The sequence below is a fragment of the Eubacterium limosum genome, assembly GCF_000807675.2.
GTDB lineage: Bacteria > Bacillota > Clostridia > Eubacteriales > Eubacteriaceae > Eubacterium > Eubacterium limosum.
Map to the genome: position 1 here is coordinate 434816 of NZ_CP019962.1, position 15847 is coordinate 450662.

Here is a 15847-nt window from a genome sequence, read left to right on the forward strand (position 1 = left end):
TCATTTGAAGGAACAGCCGCTGTTATTCAGCTGATTCTTCTAATTCTGAGTATAATTTTCTTAATGGATTGTAGTACATCATTTTAAGTACCTCCCTTTTCTTTTCAAGATTTCGTTATTAAACCGTCTGTCAATTATTTAGCGGATTTTTCTGCTAATTCAATTTCTTCTAATAATTTACGGATTGGATTGTAATACATCATGGTGTTTACCTCTTTCCTGGTCAGTTTATTTTATATAAAGCGAATCGTTCGCCGGTTTATCTTTATTATCTGGATGCTTTTTCTAATAATTTACGGATTGGGTTGTAGTACATCATCTTCGTTACCTCCTTTTTTGTTTACTGTATTTTTTATTCTATTTACTTGGAAGCTTTTGCTCCGCGTTCTAATTTTTCTAGTAATGATTTCATTGGATTATAGTACATCATTGTTTTTACCTCTTTCTTCAATTTTTATTTTTTATATCAATCTAACAAGTTACCAGATACGGATCATTTTGATTCTTCTACAACTTTTTTAAGTTCCAGCAGTGCCGCTCTTCTTGGATTGTAGTACATCATTGTTATGACCTTCTTTCCTGTTTGTCTTGGGTGTTTCCCTTAACTTGGTTATAATTCTAGACCCTAGAGCATACTCTAGGTCAATACCTTTTTGCGGTTTTATTTTTATTTTAGATTTCCCGCGAAACCCTCACAAGTTGTGGTGAATTTAACCAAATCCTGACAGGTCGTTTACATTACCTAAATACAGTGCTTTCCAATGTTCTAATTCCCAAACAATATTTCAAGACTTTAATTTAGAATGATTCTTTTCTATCTAAGAATTTTTTAAGAATTCAGATTGTATTTCCGAAAGGACATTTTTTTAAACGAAAACAATAGAGTCTACTCTAGCTTTTTTTGCCGGAAATGATTGACTTTGATTCCTTTTTGGGGTATACCTATAGAGAGAAAACAGCTGTTTTATGGAAAGGAGAGGCGTCTATGAACATCTACACGATCAAGGAAGTATCTGAAAAGACCGGACTCAGCATCTATACCCTCCGCTATTATGACAAGGAAGGCCTGCTCCCCTTTGTGGAGCGCAGCGAGAGCGGCATCCGCCAGTTTACCGACGCCGACCTGGAATGGCTGTCGACAATCTGCTGTCTGAAGGATACTGGCATGCCGCTGAAGGAAATAAAAGAATACATTGATCTGTTTTTGGAAGGCACCTCCACCCTTGAGACAAGGCGGCAGATTTTTATCGACCACCGGGTCCGCCTGCTTAAAAAGATCGAAGAGCTGGAAAAAAACCTGGAGATGGTTGAGCACCGCATCCAGTTTTACGACGAGGCCTGCGCCATCTACGAGGCGCGGAAGCGCGAAAACGAAACCGATAAAGAGGAAAAGGCCGAAGCTCCTGAGCCTGCGGCAGCCAAAAAAATAAAAAATGCCGGATAACCGGCAAAATTAGTAATCGATATTTGGATTATCGGGCTCTCCAAACAGAGCCCTTTTTCTTTTCCTGCATTCTTCGTATCTACTTTGCCACAGGTTTAAACGCGTCCTTATCCACACCACAGGTGGGACAAAACCAGCCATCCGGCAGATTTTCGAACGGGGTACCCGGAGCAACGCCGTTTTCCGGATCACCTTCCTCCGGATCATAGACATACTCACAAATTTCACATTCATACTTCTGCATGATCGTGCCTCCTTGACGGTCCCTCTTACTTTAACAATCCGTTAACATTCTTAACCTATTATTATATTAATAAGAAGGAAAATTTTAAATTCACTTACCCTATCATAATAAAATACAAAGGATTTTGCAAGCACTTTCTTTAAATGCAGGAAGTTTTCTTAATCGTACAGGTATTCCTTAATGCAGGACGCTCCCACCAGGCCCGCGTCATTCTCAAGCGTCGCCAGAACGATCTCAGGCTTCACCAGGCTCTTATAGGTGATCCTTTCCGCCGTGGACTTCTGTACCGCCTCCAGCAGAAAAGCGCCTGCATGGGCTACTCCGCCGCCCAGAACGCAGATCTCAGGGTCCAGAACGTCTACAAGGTTTGAAATCGCAATGGCCAGATGGTCTGCCATCGACTTAAAGCATTCGAGGCCCACCGCGTCGCCGTTTTTGGCCGCATTGATCACCATCTCAGCGTTGACCGCCTCCGGATCGCTTCCGGCCATAGACAGAATTTCCGTTTCACAACCCTCCTCAATGCGTTTTTTGGCCAGCCAGATCACAGCCGTAGCTGAGGAATAGGTCTCCAGACAGCCCATTTTACCGCAGTTGCAGCGGTAAAGCCCGTCGCCTACGATCATGTGCCCAAACTCTGAGGCCACGCCGTGCACGCCGTTTACGACCCGGCCGCCCACGATCACACTGCCGCCCACGCCAGTCCCCAGGGTAAACATAACGGCATCCCGGCAGCCCTGGCTGCTGCCAAAACGGTTTTCCGCAATGCCGGCCACAGTGGCGTCGTTGGCAAGGTAAACCGGGCGGTGAATTTTCCCTTCTAAATCGCGTTTTAAAGGCTTATTTTCCCAGAAAAGGTTCGGGCAGGACACCACGGTTTTCCCGTCCGCTGAGACGATGCCAGGCACGCCAATACCCACGCTTTCAGGGGATTGTCCTCTCATCTCCGCCATCACCTGCTCCACCAGGTCTTCAATTCGTCCAAGGACAGCCTCATAGCCCTCCCTTGCCCTGGTCAGCTGTTTTTTCTTGAAAAACATCTCGCCGCTGTCTCCGATCAGCCCGGCGACCAGATTGGTACCGCCGACATCTATTCCGATATTCATGCTCTGCTGCTCCTCCGTTCTTAATTTTCAATCTTATTATAACATTTTATACCCCTAAGTTCATCATGCTTTACATTCCGCGGTTTCTGCGATATAATTACTTTCGCAATTCATTTATCTTAATGCAACCGGAGGACTCCATGAAGAATCAATTGAATACGAAAACCCTTGTTTTTACCGCGCTGCTGATCGCCTTATCCTATTTAGGCTCCCTTGTTAAAATATTTGGCAGCGTCGCATTGGACGCCCTGCCAGCCTATTTTGGCGCACTGATGCTCGGCGGCCCCATCGGCGCGCTGATCGGTGCGGTAGGACACCTTTTCTCTGCTGCCCTGTCCGGCTTCCCCATGGGCCTGCCAATGCACATTCTGGTAGCTGCCTGTATGGCCGGCGCCTGCTACGCCTACGCCTGGATCAACAAAAAAACCAACTTGGTCGTCGCTTCAGTCACCGCCATTCTGATCAATGGCGTCGTCATGACCTTTTTGTCCGGCGTCCTGGCTGTGATCCTGGGTATTTCGCCCTCTGTCATGGGCTTTGTCATCCCCATGCTGGTACCGCTGCTCATCGCTTCCACCGTCAACGTGGTCATCGCTGCGCTTCTGTATCTGGCCTTTGAGAAAGCGCTGAAAGGCAAATTTACACAGGAATAAAAAAATCCCCCAACCGGGGGATTTTTTATTTCAGCAGAAAGTCTCGGATCACCGCAGCCATTTTCGGGTGGTGCTCCACATAGCTTTCGTGGGTTTCGCCCTCATAAATCTCAAGACTGCTGTCTGGAATGGAATCGGCGATATAACGGGTATGGTCGTCCTCGATCATGTCGTCGCTTCCGGCGGTCACCAGAACCGGGATACGGATACTGGCCAGGTCTGCCTTGGAAATATTGGGCTGCTCCAGCATCATTTTAATGCTGTCTTTTCCGGTGCGTTCGTAGGCCCGGCGGAACTTGTCCAGCCAGATTTCCTTCAGCCCGTCCGGCGTGGTATTGGCGCCGCTGACCACCAGCGCAGAGAGCAGCTCCGGGTATTTGTATGCCAGCATCAGCCCGATGATCCCTCCGTCGCTGAAGCCGTAAACCGCTGGCCGCTCAAGCCCCAGGGCTTTGATAAAGCCGCGGACATCCTCAGCCATTTCGCTGTAGTCAAAGGTATCCACCGGCGTGCTGTCCCCGTGGCCTCTGGAATCCAAGGCGTAGACCGTGAAATCCGCGCTCAGTGGCTCCATGATCGCGTCAAAAATCGTGTGATCCTCGCCGTTTCCGTGGATCAGGATCAGGGGCTGCCCCTCTCCCTTTTTTTCATAACAGAGCTCAATCGCCCCAACTTGCTGTTTCATTTTCTACCTCCGGTCATTTTATCCCCTATTTTATCCGATTCCAGGGTAAAAGAAAAGCGCCTGTTCCTTTTTTAAGGAAATCAGGCGCTTTTGCTATTCATCTTCTGTTTTTTCCTGCCCGTAGGGATTGACATGGATCATGCAGTGCTTAAGGGCCGGGTAGGCGGCCTCCAGCACGTCGTGCACATTTTCGGCGATGGCGTGGGCTTCGACCAGCTTCATCTCACCGTCCACAGCGATTTCCAGATCCACATAAAATTTAGACGCGAAGGTCCGGGATTTGAGGTCGTCGATCCGCTTGACGCCTGACTGCTTCATGGTCAGCTCACGGATTTCCTTTTCGGTTTTCTCATCGATGGAGCTGTCCAGCATTTTGCTGATGCTGTCCTTGCCGATGTCATAGGCGGCCTTAATGACCAGCAGCGCAATGACCACAGCCGCGATGGGGTCCAGAATCGGCAGACCCATGCGCGCGCCGGCGATCCCGATCAGGCTGCCGATGGAGGACAGGGCGTCGGAGCGGTGGTGCCAGGCGTCAGCCTTCAGCGCGCTGGAATTGATCTTGTTGGCCGCAGCGCGGGTGAACCAGTACATCCATTCCTTGACTCCAATGGAGACCACAGCCGCTACCAGCGCCAGTATCCCTGGAATTTCCAGAGAATGACTCTCGGCGTCCATGATCTTTTCAATCCCGGTCCAACCGATCCCCACGCCAGTGGCAAACAGGATGACCGCCAGCAGAATGGCCGCCACGCACTCCAGCCGGTCGTGCCCGTACTGATGCTCGTGGTCGGCCTTCTGGCCTGAGATATTGACCCCGATGATGACCACAAAGGTGCTGAGCACATCCGACGCCGAATGCACCGCATCGGAAATCATCGCCCCGGAATTAGCTAAAACCCCGGCGATAAACTTAAAAACCGACAGGGCGATATTGACAAAAATGGATATGATGGACACACGCATGGCGATCTTTTTATTGCTGCTCTCACTGTACTCTACTTCTTCAATATTTTTCACAGATAACCCTTCTTTCATTTGCATGACAAAGTTAATACCCCTTAACTAATCTAGCTTCATTCTATATTACACACTTCCAGTATAAATAAAAAACAAACCTGCGTCAAGGGTGTTTTAAATTTAAGGCAAGAAAAGACCTGAAATACAGGGTTTTGTACTTCAGGTCTTTTTTAAAGCTCTATACATTCTGGAGCAGTTCAACCTCTTTGGCATAATCGGCAAACTTTTCCTGGGGTGTTTCGAGAAAAAAGGGCTTATCCCGGAGCAGCGGGTGCTTCACAATGGCGATAAAGGTATCCACTCCAATGCTGCCAAAGCCGATTTTTTCATGGCGGTCTTTATGGCTGTTAAAGGGCGTCAGGCTGTCGTTCAGATGCATGGCTCTGAGGTAAGGAAGCCCTACGATCCGGTCAAACTCAGCGATGACGCCGTCCAGGTCATTCACGATATCGTACCCTGCTGAATAAATGTGGCAGGTGTCAATACAGACGCCGATCTTATCCTTGAGCCGGACGCCGTCAATGATGGCACGCAGCTGTTCAAAATCCCGGCCGACCTCACTGCCTTTACCCGACATGGCTTCCAGGAGTACGACGGTTTTCTGGTCTGGCTTCATATTGCGGTTGAGAATATCCAAAATCAGCTCAATGCCTTTTTCCGGTCCCTGGCCGACATGGCTGCCGGGATGAAAATTGTAAAGATGGCAGGGCAGCTGATCCAGCCGCTCCAGATCCTCACGGAACGCCCGCTCCGCGAAATCCCGAGTCGCCTCTGTGGCAGACGCCATGTTGAGCGTATAGGGCGCGTGGGCCAGCAGCGGCCCGAAATCATGGTCCTCCATGATCTGACGCAGACCATCCGCATCCTTGGGATCAATGACCTTGGCGTTGCCGCCCCTTGGATTTCTGGTAAAAAACTGGAAGGTATTTGCCCCAATGGATACCGCGTCCTTTCCGGCGGCGGTAAAACCCTTGGCAATGGAGATATGTGGTCCTATGTTAATCATATTTGTCCATCCTTTCTCAGCCCAGCGCTACGTCCATGAGCATCATGACCGCAAAGCCGACCATCACACCAATGGTGGCGATATCGCCCTCGCCGTTATGGCCGAGCTGTGATTCTGGAATCAGTTCTTCTGCCACAACATAGATCATGGCACCGGCGGCAAAAGCCAGCGCGTAAGGCAGAATCGGGTTGATAAAGACAACCGCCGCCGCGCCGATGACCGCCGAAATCGGTTCTACCAGCCCAGAAGCCTGGCCGTACATAAAAGATTTAACCCGGCTCATGTTTTCACGCCGGAGCGGAATGGAGACCGCCGCGCCTTCAGGAAAATTCTGAAGCCCGATCCCCAAAGCCAGCGAGATGGCGCCGGCCAGCGTCATGTACTCATTGCCTGTGGCCAGTCCGCCAAAGGCGACCCCGACCGCCAGCCCTTCTGGGATATTGTGGAAGGTGATGGCCAGAACCAGCAGCACACTGCGCTGCCACGAGGTATGAATCCCCTCCTCATGGCCTGTTCCCTGATGGATATGCGGCAAAAGCTTATCCACACACCATAAAAACGCGCCGCCGCCCAAAAATCCGACTACAGCTGGCACATACGGCGGCACCGGACCGCCCTCTGCCATCTCGATGGACGGCGCCAGAAGCGACCAGAAGCTGGCCGCGATCATAACGCCAGCGGCAAAGCCCAGCATGGCGTTTAATACCTTTTTGTTAATCTCTTTAAAGAAAAAGACCATCGCAGCGCCCAGAGCCGTGAGGCCCCAGGTGAAAAGCCCGGCGACCAGAGCCTGGCCCACCGGAGGGATATTGTTTAAAATTTCCATTTTCTCCTCCTGTCTTTCTATTGTTTATAGTCATTATAATTTACTAAATCATAACACATCCCACACACCATTTCAAAGCATTTTAATCATTTATACCCCATTTGCTTTAAATAGCACTGCAAAAAAACAAAACCGGCAGGCAACAACAGCGTTGCCTGCCAGTGCAGCTTTTTTTAAATTTACCTTGTCCTGGCCCAGACCGATACCGAACCGGGCGCCACGTGAAAAACGCCGTCGCCGTTTTCGTTGACAGTGACCGTGCCCTCCACATTGCCCGTGATGTCATAAAAATCCTTTCCGGCAAACTGATGTCCCATATACATCTGCTTTGAGCCGCCGTCTCCGTTTGTCATCAGTACTGCCAGACCGGATTCCGGCTCTGCCGGGTCACCTTCGCGCACCCATCCGATGATATGGAAATCGTCAAAATAATCCCTCTGGGCGCCGTAGGCCGATTCGCGCCGGGCACAGAGCAGCTTGTCCAAAAGCGCCTGCATGGGCTCGATGTTCTGGGCGGGAATACCATAATAATCGCCGTAAAAAACGCAGGGATAGCCGTCGGCCCGCAGCAAAATAAAAGCGTAGGCCAGCGGCTTAAACCAGGGCTGTACCCAGGATTCCAGCGACTGGCCGGGCTGCGTGTCGTGGTTATCCACAAAGGTGACCGACCGTGTGGGGTCATGGGCTGTCAGGGTATTGCTTAACAGCTGCCGCATATCATAGCCGTCACCGCTGTTCGAGGCGTCAAAAAAATGATAGTGGAGCGGCACGTCAAACAGGCACATGGTCCGGCCCGTGGTCTCCATATAGCGCTTGAGATCCTCCAGATCGCCAGACCAGTATTCGCCCACGGCAAACAGCTCCTGGTCCCAGTCACGCCTGACTGCGTCCAGCCACTCATTAAAAAAATTAAAATCAATGTGCTTGACCGCGTCCATGCGAAAACCGTTGACCCGGGTTTTATCCAGGTACCATCTGCCCCAGCGGATCAATTCCTCAACCACCTCGCGGTTATTTAAATCCACGTCCGCGCCCATCAGGTAGTCAAAATTGCCGTTCTCGCGGTCCACGTCACTGGCCCAGCGCTTGCCCTGAAACTGGAAAACCGCGCTGTCCTCTTTCTTCTCATCCCAGTCGATCCCTGCAAAATGCGTCCAGTTCCATTTAAAATCCGAGTAGGTGTCGCCCCGGCCCGGAAAGTCAAACTGTGTCCAGGCCTTAATGGGGCGGATGGGCTCAATCTGTTCATTTCGATTTTCGTCATTTTCCTTGCAGGCGTAGACATTTTCCGTCCGGTCCGCGCCCAGCCGGTGATCCAGCACAATATCCGCGTAAACCTCGATTCCGTTATCCTGAAGGGCGCTGATGGCTTCGCAATATTCACTGACCGTCCCGTATTTTGTGGCGACACTGTTTTTCTGGTCAAATTCACCCAGATCATAAAGGTCATAGGGCGCGTAGCCCACATCGCTTTTGCCTGCCGCGCCCTTGTAGGCCGGAGGCAGCCAGACCGCTGTGATCCCAAGCGCTTTAAGATGACTGGCATCCTCTGCCACCTGCCGCCAAAGGGACTGGTCCTCAGGCAGGTACCATTCAAAATACTGCATCATCGTTCCATTCATAAAAAATCAACTCTTTCTATTTTAGAATAAGCGTTAATTAAAGCATTACGCACTTTAATAAGTACCCAAAGTTATAAGAAATATCGATTTTCTCTATATTATTTCGCCCAGACTTAAAAAAGCCTGTATCTTTAAACCGATACAGGCTTTTCATTTATTGTGCCATGGCCTGGTTGACAATGCTTTCCATCATGCTGGACGTCAGCATTCCCGGCACATAGCCCTCCACATAGCCATCTTTGTCAATCATAAAGGTTGTCGGGAAAGAACGGATGCCATAGGCCTGGAACACCGCGCCCGTACGGTCCATGAGCGCAGGATAGGTAAAACCGTTGTCCGACATGAACTCCGCGATTTTTTCAGGCGACATATCATTATTGTTCGGCCCTTCCTCCGTATGCGGATTGGCAACGCTCAACACCACCAGGTCTCCGGAGTTATCGCCGTATTTTTTATACAGCGTCTCGATATCTGGCATTTCCTTCTGACATGGGCCGCACCAGGTGGCAAAGAAATTGAGGAAAACCGTCTTTCCACGGTATTCCGACAGCGTATGCGTCACCCCATACTGGTCGGTGAGCGTGAAATCCGGAGCCAGTGTCTTTTTGGCGCTTTCCTCCGGCGTGTTTTCCGGTGTGGGCGACGGCACAGGCTCAGTGGTTGCCGTCGGGCTTGGCTGCGGTGCGCTGCTTCCGGCTCCAGCCCGAGAGAGGTAGCCCGTAATCCCGTTCATCCATCCTGTAAACATCATGATCCCCATAATGATCATGAGCACGCCCCCGGCCTTTACCGTGTAGCGGACCGCCTTCTGGTGCCGCCTGAAAAAATCCAGCAGGGTGCTGGTAAATAACCCCACCGCCATAAACGGCAGGACAAAGCCCAGCGTGTAAACCCCGATAAGGATAAAGCCCGACGCGAAGGATGACGAAGACGACGCCATGAGCAGCACACTGGCTAAAACCGGCCCCACGCAGGGCGTCCAGGCAAAGCTGAAGGTAAAGCCCAGCACAAAAGCCAGCAGCGGATTCATGGCCAGCTTGTCCAAATTAAAGGGCAGGCGGTGCTCACGGTTTAAAAAGTCAAAATTAAAAACCCCCAGCTGAACCAGCCCAAATAAAATGATGATGACCCCGCCGATGCGCGCGAACAGCATCCGGTTGCCCGTAAAAAACTGCCCGGCCGCGGTGAAGCCCACGCCCAGAATAAAAAATGTCGCGCTGATGCCAATGACAAAAAAGAGCGTGTTGATGAGAACCGTCCGCTTTTTATAGTGGACTGTCCCGTCCGCGTCCACTGTCTTTGTTCCGCCCGCCAGATAGCCGATGTACAAAGGCACCAGCGGCAGCACACAGGGCGAGAAAAAACTGAGAATCCCCTGTAAAAATACCATAATGGCCGGAACACCGGCCCCCGAAGCAAAACCCATATCAAAACCTCTTTTCCATGCTGTTTTTATTTATCTTCCCACAAAGTGTAATTTTAAACATTACAGTTTCTATTTTGTAATCATAAATGTTACAGATGAATTTGTCAAGGGGTTTAAGGAAAATCGTTTTGGAAAATAATAATTTATAACTGTGCCTTATTAGTATAAACTTTCTCTTACACTATTTACCTTCAAAAATTTCATTTCATTTTTTAAATTATATTCGAAGACTTTAAATTTATCTATCATTTTTAAACTAAACTTGATTTTGTTTAAAAAACAAATTTGGCAACATGGTTTTTGAAGATTTGACACTTACGCTGTTGAAGGGTGATAAGGGTGTCGAATTCTTTTTTGTACTCGCTCAGTCCATGATAATCATATATTATAATATTTCTCCCACTCAAAAGGAAATTATAAAGCACCAAAAAAAGGCCCTGAGCTTCAATTTCAGGGCCTGCTCAATAAACGGCCATACTGCCGCCGGCATGCAGGGCTTTTATTTTAAATTTTTGTCCGTTACCGCCTTTTGGCTGAATCCCAATGGGCCCTCTTGGTATTCATCCGGCAGCTCCGGCTTCTGTTTTCCCCTTTACAGGCGTTCCAGTATATTTTCAAGCGCGCGCTTTCTTAAAAATACACAGTCTGTATTCCAGGGGGAGCACAGGTATCCTTTCTTTTAAAGCACAAAAGAAAGGATGGTTTTGAACATCAATCAATGAGAGATAATGGTCTCAAGCAGCTGCTTTTTTCGGCCTTCTTTTTTCCATCGCTTCAACGGGTTTGGCTGAAATCAGCGGTTTCGTTTTCGGACTGGATAATAAAGACAGAGCGGTTTTAGGCTGGAATACCGGATTCACTACTTCTCGTTGATCTGTTTTAATCTTACATTGCTTATTGCCCGCTGGCAAGTTTATTAAGAGTGCGGTTTTGATGAAAGATAATCTGCGATCAAATAAATGTTTATTAGAAAAAATCTTAGAAAAGAGCAATAAAAAAACGGCCGAAAGCCGTCAATCGTTTAATTAATGGTGATCCCGATTGGGCTTGAACCAACGACCTCTACCATGTCAAGGTAGCGCTCTTCCAGCTGAGCTACGGGATCACTTTTTGAATGCTTGTCTATTATAACGAATTCCCGAAGGTTTGTAAAGTCTTTTTTTACTCTGTCTCGGAATTTTCCTGCGGGGTTGGTATTTCTGGGGATTCGGGGGTGGGATCGGCTGGGGTTTCCGGGGTGGGCGCCGGGGGTGGGGTGACGGTGGTCTCTTCGGGTTCAGCAGTATCTGGGGCGGCTATAGGCGCTTGTTGGGTGGCGGCAGGCGCTTCCGGGGAGCTCGCGGGCTGGGGGGCAACGGACGCGGCGGCGGGTTCTGCTGTCGGGGTTGGGGTGGGGTCGATATTCCAGACGCCGGTCTGGGCGGTGAAGGTGACTTCGGCGGTCAGGGAATCCCAAGCGCCGTAGGCAGGCTGAACCAGGCTGAAGAAAACCAGCCATGCGATCAAGCTGTTTATGATTTTCCATTTTCTGGTCATGTGAAGCACCACCTTTTTTTCAAATGGAAAATTGAAAATGGAAGATGGAAAATGATGGCGCAAACTGCGCTTCGCTGGTTTACTTTTCAGGAATATCCCCGTTTTCAATTTTCTGTTGGTTTTATCGTAACATCTTTTCCCTTTTTCTGCCTGAATGTGTGTTTTAGCCCTTTATTTCGTCCATAGAAGGGCGTTTAAGCGGCGGGGCAGACGGTGGACGGTGTCTTGGGGTTTCGCCCCGCAGATAGCGTCCCTTCGGCGGCTTGACATTCTTGGCCTTGACCCGCTGTTTGGGTTTCATGAGATCCTCCTCATCCTCGGGATATTTGTACGACAGCCATTTTTTGACCATGTGCTCCAGCATGAGGATAAAACCCCAGAGCAAAAACATGGTGAGCGCCGCCGGACTTTGGAGAAACATGGCGATACGGCCAAGGTACGGGATATGAAAAGCATACGTGCCGACAATGTCCTCCCGGTGGATTTCAAACTCGTCATACTGCCCTTCCTGGTAGCCCTCCCCCTGTGTCATGTAGCGGTCATAGCCGTCACTGGTGTCAATGTAACGGAAATAGTGCGTGACAAAGACCTCCTTGCCTTGAAGCTCAGCTTTGAAGGTGATGGGCGTGTTTTTCGGAATGGGGTCATCCTCGTCGATGGCGTGGTCGATGACCAGCGAGCCGACCGGCAAGGTAGGGACCATGCTGTTGGTCAGGATGACATAGGGTTTGTAGCCGAAAAATCTTGGGGCATCGGTGGGGTTTAGTTTCATAGAAACTATATAAAATAAAGCTATAGCCAAAAATAATATTAAAAAAAAATCCCCAAACCTTTTCACAAGATGTTTCCATCCTATATTTTTAAAATCTTTTGTTTCCATTTAATTTTACCAAAGTTCTAATTTATAATTTAAAAATAAAAACTAGCGGTGAATACACCAATTCGTATACACCGCTTCACTTTTCACAAATTCTTTTTTATTAAACTAACAGACCAACTCACTTTTTTAGTACTTTTACTTCAATAGTTACTTTTAAATTTTGGTTTTGTTCTGCCACAGGAATGTTAGTCGCAGCAATTTTTACGTTAAATTTTTTTTCCGCAATTCCTAAACCTAAATCAGTACTATTAGCAGTATAAGTCGTTGATGAAGACTCTGTATCCTCTAAAGTAACTGTATACGTACCAGTAGCAGCAGTATCTGAGTCTCCATATGTAATGGTCGGTACAAATACCGTTTTATAATCATTCATTGATACTTGGTCATTATTAGTAAATTTTGCTTGAAAATCCCCTATTGTCACTTCACTACTTCTATGTGTAGAATCTACAATATCGCTAGCTGTCGTCGTGGTTGAATCTACAAGTCCTGCTGCTAATCTTATGGTATCTTCAGATGTTTTTCCTGGAGTTACTGATAAAACAACAGGGTCACTGTTTTTTACTGTTAAGGCACCCGTAGTACCTGTCAACGTATCCCAAGCCGCAAACGACCCAACAGCCACAGCCAACATTGCCACTGTGGTAATCCCACTTATCAATAACGAAGCTTTCTTTTTCATCTCTAAATTCCTCCTGTATAAATACATCTAAATTTTTAATCATTGCTGCCTCTTGACAATGACTTATTCTTAACGATGGGTTTATTATACAATTGGAAACGCTACACTTCCGCTACTCCTTAAATTAATGGATAATTGAAAATTAGTGGAACAGTGCTCGCTTGAAAATGAAACGCAGGAACGAGCGCAGCGATGTTCCGTCACACCGGCGCTGTATTTTGCGAGGGATCAAATAACTGCCTGAGCTGTCCGAGGATTAAAACAATGCCCGGGTCGATTTCGCGAACGACTTCCGCAGGTTGTCGTTCGCGCATGAGAGAGGGCATTTTTAATCCGCGGACAGCGCCAATTCTCCTCTACCTCCCCCTCTAACCACAAGCAAACCGCTAATCTTCCCCCCGCCGTTTCTCCACCATCTCCTGGATCTCCCAGATTTCGGGCACGCGTTCTTCTGCCCAGGAGTACTCAAACAGGTATTCGCCGGTGAAGGGGGATTTTGGCAGGGTTTCGCCTTCTAACAGCTTGTAGTAGTCGCAGTAGACTTTATCCCGTTCGATATAGCACAGGCCGCGCCGCGTCTGGAAAATCCCCGGCGCGCCCGCCTCCTCAAAGGTGTGGGTGGCGATCATGACCGCCTTGCGGTAGAGCTTTTTGGTCTTTTCGTCAAAGAGCCGGTCCTCCCACAGCTTGTCGATGGCCTCCTCCATGGTGACCACGCCGCCTCGGTGGTCCACACACAGGGCCACCAGCTCCTTGGCCTTCTGGCTCTTAAAGATGAGCAGCTCCCCTCTGACAAAAATATCAAACCGGCCAAAGGTGCGGAACACCACCTCGTTCTCCGCCTTATGGGACGCAGTCTTGCCGACCTTGTCGATGACAGCCTGAACACGCTCGGCCGAGAAGGGCTTGAGAATATAGCCCACAGCCTCCACGTCAAAGGCCTGCTGGGCGTAATTGTTGTAGCCTGTCACAAAAACCGTCTGAATATCCGCGGCCGCCTCTTTCAGGTAGCCGGCCAGCTCGATGCCCGTAAAGCCCGGCATCTCAATGTCCAGAAAGGCCAGATCGACCTTGTGGTCCCTCACAAAATCCAGCGCCTCCGAGGCGTTCTGGAAGGCGCCTGCCACTTCCACGCCTTCCATGTCCTCCAGGACGTATTCTAAGGCTTCGATGGCAAAGCTCTCGTCGTCTACGATGATCACTTTCATGTCCGTCTCCTATTCTTTCTTGGGAATCTTTATACGCTGTACAGTGCCCTTGCCGGGCGCGCTTTCAATGGTTAACACCGCGTCCAGCATATGTGTGAGCTGGAAGCGGGCGTTGTAAATGCCGCCGTCCTTTTTCTCCGACAGCTTTTCCGTCTCAAAGCCCACGCCGTCGTCGGTGATGATGACCTCGTAATGGCCGGGGTGCTCTCTTGTGGACAGGGTGACCGTGCCGCCCTCTGGCTTGCGGCAGACGCCATGCTTGACGGCGTTTTCGACCAGGGGCTGGATGCACAGAGGCGGCACGCTGAAATCGGTGGCCTCGATGTCGTATACGGCGTCGAAGCGGTTTTTAAACCGTATTTTTTCAATGTCCACGTAGCACTGGACCGGCACCAGGGCTTTGTCGAAGGGGACTGGCTGGTTAATCTTGACAAAGTCGAGGTTGGCGCGCAAATAGTTGGAAAAGGTGAAGATCACCTTGTCGGCCAGTTTGGTGTCCCGCCGGGCCAGCACCTGGATGGCCTGGAGTGTGTTGAACATAAAATGGGGCTGGAGCTGGCTGACCATCATGTCGGCGCTTTTCTGCTCCATCTCCTTGTACAGGTTGGCGATGCGGATGGCCTCCTGCTGCCGGATCTCGATGACCCGCTGGTAATAGATGTAGATCATACACATGAGCAGCAGGCACAGGGTGGCCGGATACAGCATATACATGTCGGACGTGGACCAGCCGGACAGATACATGGTGTCTGCGAACAGGCCCACGATAATAGACGCATAGCCCACGAGGGCTGGCCGGATATGCGGGATTTTCTCCTTTACCAGGCGGTACAGCCGTGCATACATATACAGCAGGGGGTAAAACAGCCCCAAGCGGATGTGCTGCTCCAGGTACAAAGTCCTGCTGCTCCTTGACACCAAGGCAATGGCGAACAGCACAAAGATGTAATAGGCGGCCAGGATGAGCACCGGCTTGAGCCGGATCCTGCCGCTTGTCTGTTCCTCTACGGTAAGGCACAGCAGGATACAGGCGTTGAGGGTGGAGCCGTAAAAGATCGTGGCCAGGGTGATGTTAAAGGGTGTACCGAACAGCGCCTCGAGGGTGACAGCCATGTCCACGCTGAACATGCGAACGATCAGGAACACCACCGCCCCCAGTATGAGGTTTGAATAATTTTTAACCCTGCTGATCATGAGCACGAGCAGATAAACCAGGCAGAATACCAGCACGGCTGTGCTGAGAACAGAAATGGAAAAAATCTTTAAGGGCGAATAGCTGACGTCGTCCTTGAGATTGGTAAAAACAGAGGTGATGTAAACACCGGAAGGCAGGCTCTCCACGCCGCCGTCCCCGATATTCATGGTGAGCTCGCTGTGGGTGCGGGCATTTTCGACCTGGCCGGTGAGCAGGCCATGCAGGCCCATGCCCACGATAAAGATGAGCATGACGGCCAGACAGGCAAAGTAAACAGTCTTTTCGGCTGGTTTTGGGATGGGTTTCGCTGACAT

15 protein-coding genes and 1 tRNA gene are annotated in these 15847 nt (G+C 49.6%); 2 read left to right on the forward strand and 14 right to left on the reverse strand.

The window, feature by feature from the left end; translation table 11 throughout:
* Positions 1-985 precede the first annotated feature (985 nt).
* A complete protein-coding gene (locus tag B2M23_RS02030) occupies positions 986-1444 on the forward strand; it encodes a MerR family transcriptional regulator (RefSeq protein WP_050814086.1) in 459 nt (152 codons plus the stop codon).
* A 79-nt stretch (positions 1445-1523) separates the two neighbouring features.
* Here B2M23_RS02030 and rd read toward each other — a convergent pair whose 3' ends face one another.
* Positions 1524-1688, reverse strand: coding sequence for a rubredoxin (rd, locus tag B2M23_RS02035; protein WP_013382567.1), 165 nt, complete (start codon positions 1686-1688; stop codon positions 1524-1526).
* Positions 1689-1846: 158 nt separating this feature from the next.
* Positions 1847-2794 (reverse strand): ROK family protein, encoded by a 948-nt coding sequence (locus B2M23_RS02040; RefSeq protein ID WP_038351090.1) that lies wholly within the window; start codon positions 2792-2794, stop codon positions 1847-1849.
* Positions 2795-2934: 140 nt separating this feature from the next.
* On the opposite strand from B2M23_RS02040, the gene B2M23_RS02045 reads away from it, so the two are divergent.
* Positions 2935-3447: an ECF transporter S component gene (locus B2M23_RS02045; protein WP_038351091.1), complete on the forward strand. Its 513-nt coding sequence runs from the start codon at positions 2935-2937 to the stop codon at positions 3445-3447.
* Between the two features lie 25 nt (positions 3448-3472).
* Here the strand turns inward: B2M23_RS02045 and B2M23_RS02050 are convergent, their stop codons facing one another.
* The 12 genes from B2M23_RS02050 to B2M23_RS02110 all read right to left on the reverse strand — a co-directional run bounded on the left by B2M23_RS02050 (position 3473) and on the right by B2M23_RS02110 (position 15847).
* Positions 3473-4132, reverse strand: coding sequence for an alpha/beta fold hydrolase (locus B2M23_RS02050; protein WP_013382570.1), 660 nt, complete (start codon positions 4130-4132; stop codon positions 3473-3475).
* 93 nt (positions 4133-4225) lie between these two features.
* On the reverse strand, positions 4226-5176 hold the full coding sequence (locus B2M23_RS02055; protein ID WP_013382571.1) for a cation diffusion facilitator family transporter: 951 nt from the start codon (positions 5174-5176) through the stop codon (positions 4226-4228).
* A 154-nt stretch (positions 5177-5330) separates the two neighbouring features.
* Complete coding sequence (locus B2M23_RS02060) at positions 5331-6158, reverse strand: deoxyribonuclease IV (RefSeq protein WP_038351092.1); 828 nt, start codon at positions 6156-6158, stop codon at positions 5331-5333.
* A gap of 16 nt (positions 6159-6174) precedes the next feature.
* Entirely contained in the window at positions 6175-6984 is an 810-nt protein-coding gene (locus tag B2M23_RS02065) for a ZIP family metal transporter (protein WP_038351093.1), read from the reverse strand.
* Positions 6985-7163: 179 nt separating this feature from the next.
* Complete coding sequence (locus tag B2M23_RS02070) at positions 7164-8606, reverse strand: alpha-amylase (RefSeq protein ID WP_038351094.1); 1443 nt, start codon at positions 8604-8606, stop codon at positions 7164-7166.
* Positions 8607-8760: 154 nt separating this feature from the next.
* On the reverse strand, positions 8761-10032 hold the full coding sequence (locus tag B2M23_RS02075) for a redoxin family protein (protein WP_038351095.1): 1272 nt from the start codon (positions 10030-10032) through the stop codon (positions 8761-8763).
* A gap of 1029 nt (positions 10033-11061) precedes the next feature.
* A tRNA-Val gene (locus B2M23_RS02085) sits at positions 11062-11137 on the reverse strand.
* A 56-nt stretch (positions 11138-11193) separates the two neighbouring features.
* Complete coding sequence (locus B2M23_RS02090; RefSeq protein WP_146209139.1) at positions 11194-11676, reverse strand: hypothetical protein; 483 nt, start codon at positions 11674-11676, stop codon at positions 11194-11196.
* A gap of 55 nt (positions 11677-11731) precedes the next feature.
* Positions 11732-12340, reverse strand: coding sequence for a S24/S26 family peptidase (locus tag B2M23_RS02095; protein WP_146209140.1), 609 nt, complete (start codon positions 12338-12340; stop codon positions 11732-11734).
* A 226-nt stretch (positions 12341-12566) separates the two neighbouring features.
* Positions 12567-13130, reverse strand: coding sequence for a hypothetical protein (locus B2M23_RS02100; protein WP_038351098.1), 564 nt, complete (start codon positions 13128-13130; stop codon positions 12567-12569).
* Between the two features lie 386 nt (positions 13131-13516).
* The gene (locus B2M23_RS02105) at positions 13517-14338 is read right to left on the reverse strand and encodes a response regulator (protein ID WP_038351099.1); all 822 of its coding nucleotides are present in this window, start codon (positions 14336-14338) and stop codon (positions 13517-13519) included.
* 9 nt (positions 14339-14347) lie between these two features.
* A complete protein-coding gene (locus B2M23_RS02110) occupies positions 14348-15847 on the reverse strand; it encodes a sensor histidine kinase (RefSeq protein ID WP_052237087.1) in 1500 nt (499 codons plus the stop codon).

What these genes read in the sequence shown, in the direction of transcription:
- B2M23_RS02030 (WP_050814086.1), top strand. Translation starts at nt 986, where the DNA reads ATGAACATCTACACGATCAAGGAAGTATCTGAAAAGACCGGACTCAGC.
- rd (WP_013382567.1), bottom strand. Translation starts at nt 1,688, where the DNA reads ATGCAGAAGTATGAATGTGAAATTTGTGAGTATGTCTATGATCCGGAG.
- B2M23_RS02040 (WP_038351090.1), bottom strand. Translation starts at nt 2,794, where the DNA reads ATGAATATCGGAATAGATGTCGGCGGTACCAATCTGGTCGCCGGGCTG.
- B2M23_RS02045 (WP_038351091.1), top strand. Translation starts at nt 2,935, where the DNA reads ATGAAGAATCAATTGAATACGAAAACCCTTGTTTTTACCGCGCTGCTG.
- B2M23_RS02050 (WP_013382570.1), bottom strand. Translation starts at nt 4,132, where the DNA reads ATGAAACAGCAAGTTGGGGCGATTGAGCTCTGTTATGAAAAAAAGGGA.
- B2M23_RS02055 (WP_013382571.1), bottom strand. Translation starts at nt 5,176, where the DNA reads ATGCAAATGAAAGAAGGGTTATCTGTGAAAAATATTGAAGAAGTAGAG.
- B2M23_RS02060 (WP_038351092.1), bottom strand. Translation starts at nt 6,158, where the DNA reads ATGATTAACATAGGACCACATATCTCCATTGCCAAGGGTTTTACCGCC.
- B2M23_RS02065 (WP_038351093.1), bottom strand. Translation starts at nt 6,984, where the DNA reads ATGGAAATTTTAAACAATATCCCTCCGGTGGGCCAGGCTCTGGTCGCC.
- B2M23_RS02070 (WP_038351094.1), bottom strand. Translation starts at nt 8,606, where the DNA reads ATGAATGGAACGATGATGCAGTATTTTGAATGGTACCTGCCTGAGGAC.
- B2M23_RS02075 (WP_038351095.1), bottom strand. Translation starts at nt 10,032, where the DNA reads ATGGGTTTTGCTTCGGGGGCCGGTGTTCCGGCCATTATGGTATTTTTA.
- B2M23_RS02095 (WP_146209140.1), bottom strand. Translation starts at nt 12,340, where the DNA reads ATGAAACTAAACCCCACCGATGCCCCAAGATTTTTCGGCTACAAACCC.
- B2M23_RS02100 (WP_038351098.1), bottom strand. Translation starts at nt 13,130, where the DNA reads ATGAAAAAGAAAGCTTCGTTATTGATAAGTGGGATTACCACAGTGGCA.
- B2M23_RS02105 (WP_038351099.1), bottom strand. Translation starts at nt 14,338, where the DNA reads ATGAAAGTGATCATCGTAGACGACGAGAGCTTTGCCATCGAAGCCTTA.
- B2M23_RS02110 (WP_052237087.1), bottom strand. Translation starts at nt 15,847, where the DNA reads ATGTCAGCGAAACCCATCCCAAAACCAGCCGAAAAGACTGTTTACTTT.